Consider the following 13267-nt stretch of genomic DNA (forward strand, 5'->3'; position numbering starts at 1 on the left):
CCCCGTCGTTGATGCATAACCGACATGTGTCATGACGAAGCTTCAATTGTGTAGGGCGCCATAGGGCGCTGGCGTAAGCTTCCAGCCTATTGAATGCGGCCGCCATGTTGACGGTCGATGCCAGCCGAGGTGATAGATGCAACACGTCGCGATCGAGGGAAAAACGGAATTTCTGGAGCAGTTGCAGGAAAAACTGTCCAAGCGGCTCCCCGAGGACAAGGTCAAGCGGATCACGGCGTTCGCCGAGGATCTCTACGCCACCGCGCCTTTCGAAGAGGCTGCGGACCGGCAGCTCGATGATATCTATGGCGCGACCCTGGCGGCCTGGCATTTCATGCGCACCTTCGATCCCGATGAAGCCAAGGTACGCGTCTTCAACCCCAGCTTCGAATCGCACGGTTGGCAATCGCCGCACACGGTGGTCGCCGTCCTGCATCGCGATATGCCGTTCCTGGTCGATTCGGTGCGCATGGAACTCAACCGCCGCGGCCTCACGCTGCACGCGATCCACAACGCGGTGCTGGCGGTCGATCGCGATGCGCGCCACCACGCCACGCGAATTACCGGCACCCGGGCCAAGCAGGCGCCGGAGGCGCGCGAGTCGATCATCCTGATCGAGGTGGATCGTCACACCGACAGCGAGACACTGTCCGATCTCGAGCAGGGCTTGCGCGACGTGCTGCTGGACGTGCGGACGGCGGTCGCCGATTTCGATCCGATGTGCGACAAGGTCCGTGAAGTCATCGACGCGCTGGACGCCCATAAGCCGAGCGGTATCACCGCGGCGGATCAGAAGGAGACGGTGGCGTTCCTCAAATGGCTGCTCGACGAGCACTTCACGTTCCTCGGCTATGTCGAGAGCCGCTTCGTCGGCAGTGGCAAGAAAGCGCGCAGCGAGCGGGTCGATGGCAGCGAGCTCGGCGTGCTCAAGCTGGACCAGCCGCGCTACCGGGAGCCGGTGCGATTCGAGCCGGATGAAGGGACGGCGCTGCTGCACTTCGCCAAGAGCGCCTATCATGCGCGCGTGCATCGTCCGACCTATCCCGACTACATCGCCATCACACGCTACGATGCCAAGGGCAAGGCGGTCGGCGAGTGGCGCTTCTTCGGGCTGTTCACATCGTTGGTCTACAATGAATCGCCGCGCACCGTACCGATCCTGCGCCGCAAGGTCCAGGCGGTCATCGACGCGGCCGGGGTCAATCCGAAAGGGCACAACGGCAAGCTGCTGCTGCAGGTGCTGGAAGTGCACCCTCGTGACGACCTGTTCCAGAGTTCCACCGAGGAGCTGAGCCGAACCGCGTTCGGCATTCTCAACATCCGTGAGCGTCGGCGGGTGCGTCTTTTCATTCGCGAGGACCGGGCTGGCCAGTTCTATTCCTGCCTGGTGTTCGTACCGCGGGATATCTTCTCGACGGACCTGCGTCTGCGCATCCAGAAACTGCTCTGCGAGGAGCTCGATGCGACCTTCGCCGACTTCAATCCCTATCTCTCGGAGTCGATCCTGGCGCGCATCCAGTTCACGCTGCGTTTCAACGGCGACAAGCCCGTCGATTTCGACAGTCGTGCACTGGAGAAGAAAGTCATCAACCTGGCCCGCAACTGGCGCGAGGAGCTGCACGGTGCGTTGATCGAGGCGCTGGGCGAGGAGGCGGGCAACCGTCAGGCCCAGGCCTTCCGCGATGCTTTCCCCAGCAGCTACCGCGATGACTTCTCGGCACGCACCGCCGCCAACGACATCCGGCATCTCGAGGCACTCGACGAGGGCGCCCCGATCGGGGTCAGCCTCTATCACCTGGCGGAGAGCGCCGCCGGTAGCGTCAATCTCAAGCTCTACCATCAGGATACGCCGATTCCGCTCTCCGACATGCTGCCGGTGCTCGAGAATCTGGGCCTGCGCGTCATCAGCGAGCGGCCCTACCGTATCGCCAGCGGCCAGCAGACCTACTGGATTCACGATTTCACCTTCGAGTATCGCGGCTTGGGCGATGTCGACCTGGGCGACATGCGCGACAACTTCATCGACGCCTTCACCAGGATCTGGGTCGGTGATGCGGAGAACGATACCTACAACCGGTTGATCATCGGCGCCGACCTGGAGTGGCGCCAGGTCGCCGTGCTGCGAGCCTACGCGCGCTACATGAAGCAGCTGCGGATCGGGCTCTCGCAGGCCTACATCGCCAATACGCTGGCGGCCCATGCCGACATCACCCGAGGGCTCTCGCGACTGTTCACGCTGCGCTTCGCCCCTGAACTGGAGTCGGAGTCGCGAGAGGCGCAGTGCCAGAGTTGTATCGACGAGCTCAACGCCATGCTCGACCAGGTCGCCAGCCTCAACGATGACCTGTTGCTGCGTCGCTACGTCGACCTGATCCTGGCGACCGTGCGCACCAATTTCTTCCAGCCACGCGAGGATGGCAGCGCCAAGGAGTACATCTCGTTCAAGCTGGAGCCGAGCAAGGTGCCCGGCATGCCCAAGCCGCGGCCGATGTTCGAGGTCTTCGTCTATTCGCCGAGGATGGAAGGCGTCCACCTGCGTGGTGGCAAGGTCGCCCGAGGCGGCCTGCGCTGGTCGGACCGCAACGAGGATTTTCGCACCGAGATCCTGGGCCTGATGAAGGCGCAGCAGGTCAAGAACTCGGTCATTGTCCCGGTCGGCGCCAAGGGGGGCTTCATCTGCAAGCGCATGCCGGAAAATGCCGATCGCGACGCGATCCAGGCCGAGGGGGTCGAGTGCTACCGGATCCTGATCCGCGGCCTGCTCGACATCACCGACAATCTCGACGGCACCACGGTCGTCCCGCCGCGCACCGTGGTGCGCCACGATCCGGACGATCCCTACCTGGTGGTGGCGGCGGACAAGGGGACGGCGACCTTTTCCGACTACGCCAACGCGATCTCGATCGAGTACGACTTCTGGCTGCGTGACGCTTTCGCCTCCGGCGGCGCCCAGGGCTACGACCACAAAGGGATGGCGATCACCGCTCGCGGCGCGTGGGAGTCGGTCAAACGTCACTTCCGGGAGATGGGTCTGAATACCCAGAAGGAGACTTTCAGCGTGCTCGGGATCGGTGACATGGCTGGCGATGTCTTCGGCAATGGCATGCTGCTGTCGGACAAGATTCTGCTGGTGGGCGCTTTCAATCACCGGCACATCTTCGTCGACCCGAATCCCGACGCCGCCAAGTCCTTCGTCGAGCGCAAGCGGCTGTTTGCGCAGCCGCGCTCGAGCTGGTCGGACTACGACGAGAAGTTGATCTCCGAAGGTGGCGGCGTCTTCTCCCGTGATGCCAAGTCGGTTCCCATCTCCGCGGCGATGAAGAAGGTCTTCGGCATCAAGGCGGACAAGCTGTCGCCCAACGACCTGATCAACGCGATGCTCAAGTCCAAGGTCGATCTGATCTGGAACGGCGGCATCGGCACCTATGTCAAGGCTGCCAGCGAGAGCCACGCCGACGTCGGCGACAAGGCCAACGACGGCCTGCGTATCGATGGCCGGGAGCTCAACTGCCGTGTGGTCGGTGAGGGCGGCAACCTGGGGCTGACCCAGCGTGGCCGGATGGAGGCCGCGGAGAAGGGGATTCGCGTCAACACCGACTTCATCGATAACGCCGGCGGCGTCAACTGCTCGGACCACGAGGTCAATATCAAGATTCTGCTGGACGGCATCGTCCAGCGCGGCGACATGACCGAGAAGCAGCGTAACCAGTTGCTGGTCGAGATGACCCAGGAGGTTGGTGAGCTGGTCGTGCGGGACAACTACCGCCAGACCCAGGCGCTGTCGCTCTCCGAGCTGCAGTCGAAAGAGGGGCTGGGGCCGTACCGCCGGTTCATCAACGAGCTGGAGGCGGCCGGCAGCCTCGACCGGGAACTCGAGTTCCTGCCAAGCGACGAGCAGTTGATCGAGCGCAGCAACAACGACGGTGGGCTCACGCTGCCGGAATTGAGCGTGTTGATCTCCTACGCCAAGAGCACGCTCAAGAGCGATCTGATCGCGGCGGAGCTGCCCTCCGATTTGCCGTTGCAGCAGCACGTGACGAGAGCGTTCCCCGAGACGCTGGCGGAGCGCTATCCGGACGACCTCTACCAGCATCGCCTCAAGCGCGAGATCGTGGCGACCCAGATCGCCAACGATCTGGTCGACCACATGGGGATCACCTTTGTGCGTCAGTTACGCGACTCCACCGGCGCATCGCGGGTCGAGATCGCCCAAGCCTACGTCATCGCCCGCGACAGTTTCGGCTTGAACCAGCTATGGGAACAGATCGAGGCGCTGGATTATCGTGTCGACAGCCAGACCCAGTACGCCATGATGCTCGACCTGATGCGGCTGTTGCGTCGGGCGACACGCTGGTTCCTGCGTCACCGGGGCTCGATCGGCGTCAAGGAGTGCGTCGAGCAGTATGCGCCCCAGCTGGCACAGCTACAGGAAGATATCGGCAACCGGCTCAGTGGCGACGAGCGTGCAGCCTGGAGCCAGCGCCGGGATGCGCTGGTCAAGGCGAAGGTGCCGGAAGGTCTGGCCTCGATCGTTGCCGCCGCTTCCAGCCTGTATGCTGGACTGGGGATCATCCAGGCCGCGCGTACCAGTGGCGAGAAGATCCAGCGGGTCGCGGAGACCTACTACACGATCGGCCAGCGGCTGGAGCTGCCGCGGATGATGCAGCAGATCAACAGCCTGGAAGTGCGTGACAGCTGGCAGGCGCAGGCGCGGGAAACGTTCCGCGATGACCTCGATCGCCAGCAGTTGGCGCTGACGGTCAAGGTATTGGGCATGTCGGATGCCCCGCGCGAGATCGAACCCCGGGTCGAGCACTGGCAGGAGTTGCACTCGCCACTGTTCGATCGCTGGAATGCCCTGTTGGTAGAGATCGACTCGGGCTCCCAGATCAGCTTTCCGCTGGTCGCCGTGGCCATCCGGGAACTGGTCGACCTTGCCGAGAGCGAAAGCGAGGGCTAAGGTGGCCTGCAGGCCGGGCGGCAGCAATGCCGCCCGGCATCGATGCACTGCCTCGTCGGTTACCATGTCGGCAAGGCAGTGCATCGGCTATTCAGCACGGAGGCGCTCTCCCAGGCCCTTTAAGGTGCCTCGGGGAGCGTCTCTGTTATGCTTCGGCTCCGATTCGGTCGCAGAGTGCAGAGAGAGGCCCCATGAAGTATCGCGCGTTTTCCACCCTTATCTTGGCCGTCGGTGTCGCCACCGCGCTGCCCGCCGTGGCGCAGAGCGAGGCGCTCAAGCAGGCACAGGCCGCAGCCGCCAAGGTCGACCTGACCAGCTTCTTCAAGTCCAGCTCCGATGCCCGCAGCCAGAGCTTCTTCTTCGGTGGCGTGCAGCAGCACCCGTTCACCGTCGACGATGCCGGACGCTACCGCTTCACCAGTTCGACCCTGCCGGGCGAATCCCAGGACTACCGCATCAAGGCCACGCTGATCGACGCCAACGGCAACGTCCTGGCCAAGAGTAGCGGGCTTGGCAACACCGGTGGTCTGGAGATGGAGCAGCGGCTCGAGCCGGGCAACTACACGCTGCAGGTCTCGGGGCAGAAGTTCGGCAGCACCAAGACCGGCGGTAACAGCTTCAACATTCAGGTCGATGCGCTGGACGCCAGTGGCAAGGTGATCACCGCCGACCAGGGCGGGGTCGATAACGGTGGTGGCATCATGTTCGGTGGTCCCGGCAGCAGCGGCCGCACCACTGCCTTCGTCGACGACAAGGACGATGTGGCGACGCTCAGCGCGCCGGGACGTGAAGCGGCTGGTGCGGTTGCCGGTGGCGCGGCCGCTGGCACCAGCGAGGCCGCACCCAAGGGCCCCGACTTCGGCACCGCCAATACCGGTTCGGCGGCCAAGCCGGCGACGGCCGGGCAGGCCAGCGCGCCGACCGGTGCCCCCGCCCGCGAGCGTCAACAGGCGCCGCTGCCGAGCAGCTTCGACGAGATCGTCTCCGACGTCAAAGTGCTGCAGCAGGGCGAAGTGCTCACCTTCGATGTTGCCCAGGCCGGTACGGTCTCCGTCACCAGCTCGACCTTCCCCGGTCACGAAGGCAGCTTCCGCCTTCAGGCCAAGGTGCTCGACGCCGATGGTCGCACGGTGGCGAGTGACGAGGGCTCGCTGGCCGATGGTAACTTCGATATCAAGACCGAGCTCCAGCCCGGCCGCTATCGAGTCTGGGTCAAGGGCCAGCGGTTCGGCTCGGCGATGAACTCGGTCAACAACTACACCCTGCGCGTACAGCAGCTCGATTCACGGTAACCCACGCCTCTTCGCGGCACGATACCCGGCGCCTCGGCGCCGGGTTCGTCGTTCAGGGACAGGGGAACCACTCCCCAGCGTGCGAGTCGTCCGCCGCGAGTTCGTCCCGAGACGCCAAGGTGGGATATACTCCTCCGCCGTCACGGATTCCCTTTGTTACCGACGAGACTTCCCATGTACGCCCTCGTTCGTTCGCTGTTGTTTCGGCTGGAGCCGGAAACCGCCCACCGCCTGACGCTGACCGCGCTGGATAGTGTCCATCGTGCCCGTCTGTCCGGCCTGCTGGGCGATACCTACGTCGCTTCCACGGCCGTCGACGTGATGGGGCTGACTTTCCCCAATCGGGTGGGGCTGGCTGCCGGGCTGGACAAAAACGCCGATCATCTCGATGCCCTCGGCGCGCTGGGTTTCGGCTTCGTCGAGGTCGGCACCGTCACGCCCAAGCCTCAGCTGGGGAATCCCAAGCCGCGTCTGTTCCGGTTGACCGGGCCGCAAGCGATCATCAATCGAATGGGATTCAACAACGCCGGGGTTGATCACCTGGTCGCCAATGTCCGCCGCAGTCGCTACAACGGGGTCATCGGCATCAACATCGGCAAGAACCTGACGACGCCGGTCGAGCGGGCGGTGGACGATTACGTGACGTGCCTGCGCAAAGCGCATGAGGCGGCGCACTACATCACGGTGAATATCTCCTCGCCCAACACGCCAGGACTGCGCAGCCTGCAGTTCGGTGACCATCTTGATACGCTGCTGAGCGCCTTGAAGGCCGAGGTCACCAGGCTCGACGCCGAGCACGGACGCCGCGTGCCGCTGGCGGTCAAGATCGCCCCGGACATGACACTGGACGAGATGGCGCTGGTGGCCAACACCCTGCAGGCGAACGACATCGATGGCGTGATCGCGACCAATACCACGGTATCGCGCGAGCACGTGACCGGCATGCCCCATGCGCATGAGGCCGGTGGTCTCTCGGGCGCGCCGCTGTTCGCCAGTTCCACCGCGGTTGTCCGGGAGTTGAGGCGACTGTTACCGACCATCCCGATCATTGGCGCAGGCGGGATCGACAGTGGGGTTCGGGCGAGCGAGAAGTGTCAGGCGGGCGCCGACCTGGTGCAACTTTACACGGGCTTCATCTACCGCGGACCCGAACTGATCGGTGAGTGCGTGCGGGCGACGCAGACAGAAGGGCGAGTTCGCCAGTGACGCCATGAGCGGCGGTGTCCTGGCGACGGCTCGAAACCCGAAACCGATGGGCCAATAAAAAGGCCCGCCAGCGGCGAGCCTTGAGAGTACCGAAATGGCACCATCTTGCGTAACGACTATGTCATGACCGTAGGGTTCTTGTGGATACCCGAGACGCCTGTCATACCGGCCCATTGGTCTCCGCGACCCTCACGCCAACCGCTCATCCAGTTTTCGCGCAGATTCACATCCTGGCTCGGACACTCGTCGCGTGAGCGACCGACGACCCCCGCCTTGTAGCCGTGGATAAATGCCCGCTGGTTGCGATCACGTTTCTGTCGTTTCATCGTGTAGTAGCCTCTTGTCAGAACAAGTGCATCTCCTGAGGAAAACTACAGCCAGTCGGGCGGCATCGAGCCAAATCCGACCGACTGCCCGCGAAAACGTCCGGACAGGCAAACCGCATGCGTTGTTTCGTAGCTACGACTGTTAGCTTTAGTCGAAATGAGAAACGATGTCGATAGGCGTTTTGTCATAAAGGCTCTTCTTAACCGCATTCACAGGAATATGACCGCTCAATAACGGTCGGATGACGCCGCCATGAAAGACGATAACTCCCTGTTAAGCCTTCACATCACCTGCCCCTGGGGGATCGAAGCCCTGCTGGCCGAAGAAGTCGTCGGATTGGGCGGCGAGATACAAAAAACTACTGTCGCCGGCCTCCATGCGCTGGCCGATCGAGCGACAGCATATCGGATCTGCCTCTGGTCGCGATTGGCGAATCGGGTGATCCTGACGCTGGGGCGAGAGACGAATTGCGAAGCGCCGGCGTCGATCGTCGAAGCGGTCAGGAGCCTGCCCTGGGCGCGGGTGCTCAAGCCGGAGCAGACGCTGGCGGTGGATTTCCACGGCCAGTCTCCCGCCATCCGGCATACGCGCTTCGGCGCACAGGTGGTCAAGGACGGCGTGGTCGACGCGCTGCGCGCGGCAGGCTGGGAACGCCCGGACATCGCTCCACGCGACGCGGACGTCAGGCTGTTCGCTCATCTTCACAAGGGTCAGCTGCTGGTCGGTGTCGACCTGGTGGGGGCGAGCCTGCACCAGCGGGGGTATCGTCGCGATTCTGGGCATGCGCCGCTCAAGGAGAATCTCGCCGCGGCGCTGCTGATGCGTGCCGACTGGCCGGCGCGGGCCCGGCGTGGCGAGCCGCTCGTCGATCCGATGTGCGGTGCCGGCACGCTGCTGATCGAAGCGGCGATGATGGCGGCCGACATGGCGCCACAACTGAACCGGGAACGGTTTGCCTTCGAGACGCTGGCCGACTTCGATACCGAAGCCTGGCATGTCCTGCAGCGGGAGGCACAGGCTCGCGCTAACGTTGGCCGGCGCCGGGCCCGATCGAGCCTGTTCGGCCTGGATCAGAGTCCACAGGCGATCAGCGCGGCGAGGAGCAACGCCATGCGTGCCGGCATTCCCGCCTTGATCACGCTGGCCGGCGGCTCAGTGAAGGCGCTCGAATGCCCGGGCGAAATCCGGGCGGAGGAGGGCAGGACCGGGCTGGTAATGACCAACCCGCCCTATGGCGAGCGGCTGGGCGAACTGCCCGAGCTGGTCGCGCTCTACAGCGATCTCGGCGAACGGATGCGTCGCCAGTTTCCTGGCTGGCAACTGGCACTGTTCACCGGCAACCCGGACCTGGGTCATCGGCTCGGGCTGCGGGCACACAAGCAGTACGCGTTCAAGAACGGTCCGCTCGACTGCAAGCTGCTGCTGATCGATATCGCCGCCCAGGGGGCTCCGGTCGAGGAGCGTGAACCGGCGCGTTCGGCGCCGCGGGAGAGCGTGCTGAGCGAGGGAGCGCAGATGTTCGCCAACCGTTTGCAGAAGAATCGCAAGCGGCTGAACAAGTGGCTGAAGCAGTCCGGGGAGTCCTGCTATCGACTCTACGATGCCGACATGCCGGAGTATGCGCTGGCTATCGACGTCTACGGGCATCAGGTCCACGTACAGGAGTACGCGGCACCCAAATCGATCGATCCGGGCAAGGCACAGCGCCGCCTGATGGATGCATTGAGCGCGATTCCGGTTGCCCTGGACGTTCGGCCCGAGCAGATCCACTACAAGCAGCGCGAGCGTCAGAGCGGCAAGGCGCAGTATCGCAAGCAGGGCGATAGCGGCGACAGATTCGTGGTCACGGAGGGCACCGCCAAGCTGTGGGTGAACCTCAAGGACTACCTCGATACCGGCCTGTTTCTGGATCACCGGCCGGTACGGCGTCTCCTGGCCGAGCAGGCGGGCGGCAAGCGCTTTCTGAACCTGTTCTGCTACACCGGCACGGCGACGGTGCAGGCCGCGTTGGGCGGCGCCAGCGACAGCGTCAGCGTTGACCTGTCGAACACCTATCTTGAGTGGGCGAAGGACAATTTCCTCTTGAACAAGCTCGATCCTGGGCGGCACCGGGTCGTGCGCGACGACTGCCTGCGCTGGCTGGAGACGGCGGGCGGGGAGTTCGATCTGATCTTCATGGATCCGCCGACCTTCTCGAACTCCAAACGGATGGAGGGCACGCTGGACATCCAGCGCGACCATGTCCGCCTGATCGAGCTGGCCATGGCGCGCCTGGCCCCGACGGGAGAGCTGATCTTCTCCAACAATCAGCAGCGGTTCAGCCTGGATGCGTCATTGGCGTCGCGCTATCGGGTCGAGGAGATCACCGCTCAGACCTATGATCCGGACTTCACCCGGCGCGCCAACCTGCATCACTGTTTCCGTATCCGCCACGCGGGCTGACACTTCGGATTCGTGTTCAGTCAAGCAGCGACAGCTGGGCCACCGCCTGCCGTCCTTCCGGGGTATCGTCCTCGGCCTCCAGCACCTTGCGGTAACCGCGCGCCGTCTGGATGTGCGAGAGGTCATCGAGCCACATCATGGCCTGATCGTGGCTGTCGGCGACGGCATGCTTGAGGCCGCCGTACTGGGTGCCGATCTGGCCCCAGGCGCGACTGTAGATCCAGTCGCCAAACATATCCTGGTGCAGATGGACCAGGACGTAGTCATGCTCACTTTCCCAACGGACGATCACGCGGACTCCTGCTGCTTGGTGCTCATCGCTTGTTCATCGCGAATGGCCGGCCTAATATGGCTGCGCCGAGCGTCGCGGCTCAACAATCCCGCGACGCGCCCGACGTCAGGCGCCATTGTAAAGCAAGCTCCGTAGAAATCGACGCCGGTGTCGATGCGCGATCGCGATGTTGCCCGGCACCCCCTGACGCCGGGTTAGAACGAAACAAGAGGGTAGTCATGCGCATCCTGGTGGACGAGAACATTCCGCTGGCGGAAGAATTCTTCGGCGAGTTGGGAGAGGTCACGCGCCAGCCTGGCCGCGAGATGACCGCGGCCACTCTTCGTGGCCACGACGTCCTGGTGGTCCGCTCGATCACGCAGGTGGACCAAGCGCTGCTGGAGGGCGCGGACAAGCTGAAGTTCGTCGGCACCTGCACGATCGGCACCGACCACATCGATACGAGCCTGCTGGCCGAGCGCAATATCGGTTTCGCCAGCGCGCCGGGCAGCAATGCCGAATCCGTTGTCGACTACGTGCTCTCGAGTCTGCTGCTGCTCTCCGAGGAAGACGGGGTCTCGCTTTCCGGCAAGACCGTCGGAATCGTCGGTGCCGGCAATGTCGGCGGTCGCCTGGCGGCGCGGCTGGACAATCTGGACGTCGACTGCCTGACCTGCGATCCGCCGCGTGCCGAGGCCGAAGGGCGGGAGGATTTCGTCGACCTGGACGCGATGATCGAGCGAGCCGACATTATCTGCCTGCACACGCCGTTGGTGGCCGCTGGCGAGCATGCCACCCACCATCTCATGGATCGTCGACGCATCGACGCCCTCCGGTCGGGCACGGTGCTGGTCAACGCCGGGCGGGGCGACTGTCTCGACGGCGATGCCCTGCGCGAGCGTCTCGAGAGTAAAGGCGACCTGCGCACGGTCCTCGACGTGTGGGAACACGAGCCTGCCATTGACGAGGCGTTGTTCGAGCTGGTCGATATCGGGACGCCTCACATCGCCGGCTACAGCGTCGACGGCAAGATGCTGGGTACCGAGATGATCTATCAGGCCGTGATGCGGCACTTCGGCCTGCCGGCGCGCAAGAAGCTCGGCCAGCTCAAGCCCGATCCCTGGTTGCGCAAGATCGTCCTGCACAGCTGGACGCCGCCGCTGGAGGCGCTTTCGCTGTGTGCCCGAGCCTGCTACGACGTGCGCCGGGACATGCTGGCGTTCGATCGTTACCGCCGGCGACTTGGCATGGCGGCGGGATTCGACGCCTACCGGCGCGAATATCCCCCCCGCCGTGAATTCCAGACGCTGCGGGTCGAACTGAAGAAGAACAAGGGCGGCCTGCGCGACGCCCTGGAGGGCTTCGGCTTCAGCGTCAAGCTCGGCAAGTAGCCGAGTCCGGAGAGCGCCGCCACTCGTGGACTCGGCTCAGGCGCTCCCCACTTCCTCATCTGTCGGCGTCCTCGCGCTTGGCCGTCCGGTGGCCATCCTCGCTGGCGCCCAGTTTCCAGTAGCTCGAAATGTACATCGCCCGCTTGTCCACCCCGCGATCGTCGATCAGGTGGCGACGCAACTTGCGCATGGCGGAAAACTCGCAGGCGACCCAGATTCCCGGGACGCCCGGAAGCCAGTCGAACTCGCGCAGGGCCGCGACGAGACGGTCGCTGTCACTGCCCGGGTGCGGATTGATCAGCCAGTTGACCTGCATGCCATGGGGCAGGTCGAACCATTGGATATCCGCCTCGCTGGCCACTTCGATGATGGCATACCCACTGGCGTCCGGGGGCAGGCGCTCCAGGTTGGCACCGATCGCCGGCAGCGACGTCATGTCGCCGACCAGCAGATACCAGTCTGCTTCTTCCGGCAGGCGTTTCACGGATCCCGGGCCACCGATCAGGATCGTGTCGCCTGGTTGCGCCGCTGCCGCCCAGGTCGCGGCCGGGCCGCCATCCTCGTGCAGTACGACGTCAACGTCGATCTCGCCGGGACGCTGGCGGCGAACGGTATAGGTGCGCAGCACGGTGCGGGGCTTGCCTTGGTCATCTTCACCGTCAGGCACCATCAGTTTGATATAGGCGCTCTCCTGATCGTCGGGAAATTCGGTCATCCCTTCTCCACCGAATGTCAGACGTAGCATATGGGGCGTGACGAGTTGGCGATTCAAGACGGTGTAAAGTCTGGGGGCGGGTTTGGGCATCGGGACTCTCGTTACCTCAGGTTGGCGATCATCAACCGCGACAGGCGCAGAAACGCCGCCAGATCCGTCTGCGTCATCCCGCTCGACAGCTGCTCGTGGGCCTCGCGTTCGCAGGCATCGATGCGTGCCAGCAAATCCCGGCCGTGCCCGGTCAACGACAGCATCTGGCTGCGGCGATCCTCCGGATGAGGCGCCTTGACGACGATATCCGCATCGCGAAGGTCACGAAGTAGCCGGGTGATCTGGGCTTTGTCGCGCTGGGTGCGATGCGCGACGTCCTGCGCGGTGCAGGGCATCTGGCCGCGGATCGCCTTGAGCGTGCGGATGTGCGAAACGGTGAGGTCCAGCCCGGCGTCGGCATAGGCCCGGCGCAGCGCCCGCTTGTAGGCATGCATGAGCTGATGCAGGGATTCACCGACCGTCGTCTCGGACATGTCGCGCCTAATTGGTTGATAGTGTCAACCAATTAGGCGCTTGATGTTGGAGAATGTCAACCATTCGCATTGGCGTTGGGGTAGAAGCTGGCCGCGTCCATCGTGGGCGCGGCCTTCCAGAGGCGGGGGATGTGGCGAA

Annotated in this window: 9 protein-coding genes; 5 read left to right on the forward strand and 4 right to left on the reverse strand. The window is 64.0% G+C overall.

What is annotated here, in order from left to right; all coding sequences use genetic code 11:
* Window positions 1–136 precede the first annotated feature (136 nt).
* The 3 genes from DOM54_RS15565 (at window position 137) to DOM54_RS15575 (ending at window position 7458) form a co-directional block, all read left to right on the forward strand.
* Window positions 137–4960, forward strand: coding sequence for an NAD-glutamate dehydrogenase (locus DOM54_RS15565; RefSeq protein ID WP_110717204.1), 4824 nt, complete (start codon window positions 137–139; stop codon window positions 4958–4960).
* A 191-nt stretch (window positions 4961–5151) separates the two neighbouring features.
* The gene (locus tag DOM54_RS15570; protein WP_110717205.1) at window positions 5152–6252 is read left to right on the forward strand and encodes a hypothetical protein; all 1101 of its coding nucleotides are present in this window, start codon (window positions 5152–5154) and stop codon (window positions 6250–6252) included.
* Between the two features lie 174 nt (window positions 6253–6426).
* Entirely contained in the window at window positions 6427–7458 is a 1032-nt protein-coding gene (locus DOM54_RS15575; protein ID WP_110717206.1) for a quinone-dependent dihydroorotate dehydrogenase, read from the forward strand.
* 116 nt (window positions 7459–7574) lie between these two features.
* Here the strand turns inward: DOM54_RS15575 and rmf are convergent, their stop codons facing one another.
* A complete protein-coding gene (gene rmf, locus DOM54_RS15580) occupies window positions 7575–7784 on the reverse strand; it encodes a ribosome modulation factor (protein ID WP_110717207.1) in 210 nt (69 codons plus the stop codon).
* Window positions 7785–8037: 253 nt separating this feature from the next.
* Between rmf and rlmKL the strand changes: the two genes are divergently transcribed.
* A complete protein-coding gene (gene rlmKL / locus DOM54_RS15585) occupies window positions 8038–10227 on the forward strand; it encodes a bifunctional 23S rRNA (guanine(2069)-N(7))-methyltransferase RlmK/23S rRNA (guanine(2445)-N(2))-methyltransferase RlmL (RefSeq protein ID WP_110717208.1) in 2190 nt (729 codons plus the stop codon).
* A 16-nt stretch (window positions 10228–10243) separates the two neighbouring features.
* Here the strand turns inward: rlmKL and DOM54_RS15590 are convergent, their stop codons facing one another.
* Window positions 10244–10519, reverse strand: a complete 276-nt coding sequence (locus DOM54_RS15590; RefSeq protein WP_110717209.1) for a WGR domain-containing protein — start codon at window positions 10517–10519, stop codon at window positions 10244–10246.
* A 218-nt stretch (window positions 10520–10737) separates the two neighbouring features.
* Between DOM54_RS15590 and pdxB the strand changes: the two genes are divergently transcribed.
* The gene (gene pdxB, locus DOM54_RS15595; protein WP_110717210.1) at window positions 10738–11889 is read left to right on the forward strand and encodes a 4-phosphoerythronate dehydrogenase PdxB; all 1152 of its coding nucleotides are present in this window, start codon (window positions 10738–10740) and stop codon (window positions 11887–11889) included.
* Between the two features lie 55 nt (window positions 11890–11944).
* Here the strand turns inward: pdxB and DOM54_RS15600 are convergent, their stop codons facing one another.
* On the reverse strand, window positions 11945–12694 hold the full coding sequence (locus DOM54_RS15600; RefSeq protein WP_110717211.1) for a siderophore-interacting protein: 750 nt from the start codon (window positions 12692–12694) through the stop codon (window positions 11945–11947).
* A gap of 11 nt (window positions 12695–12705) precedes the next feature.
* Entirely contained in the window at window positions 12706–13128 is a 423-nt protein-coding gene (locus DOM54_RS15605) for a MarR family winged helix-turn-helix transcriptional regulator (protein ID WP_110717212.1), read from the reverse strand.
* Window positions 13129–13267 lie beyond the last annotated feature (139 nt).

The organism is Salinicola acroporae, assembly GCF_003206615.1.
Taxonomy (GTDB): domain Bacteria; phylum Pseudomonadota; class Gammaproteobacteria; order Pseudomonadales; family Halomonadaceae; genus Salinicola; species Salinicola acroporae.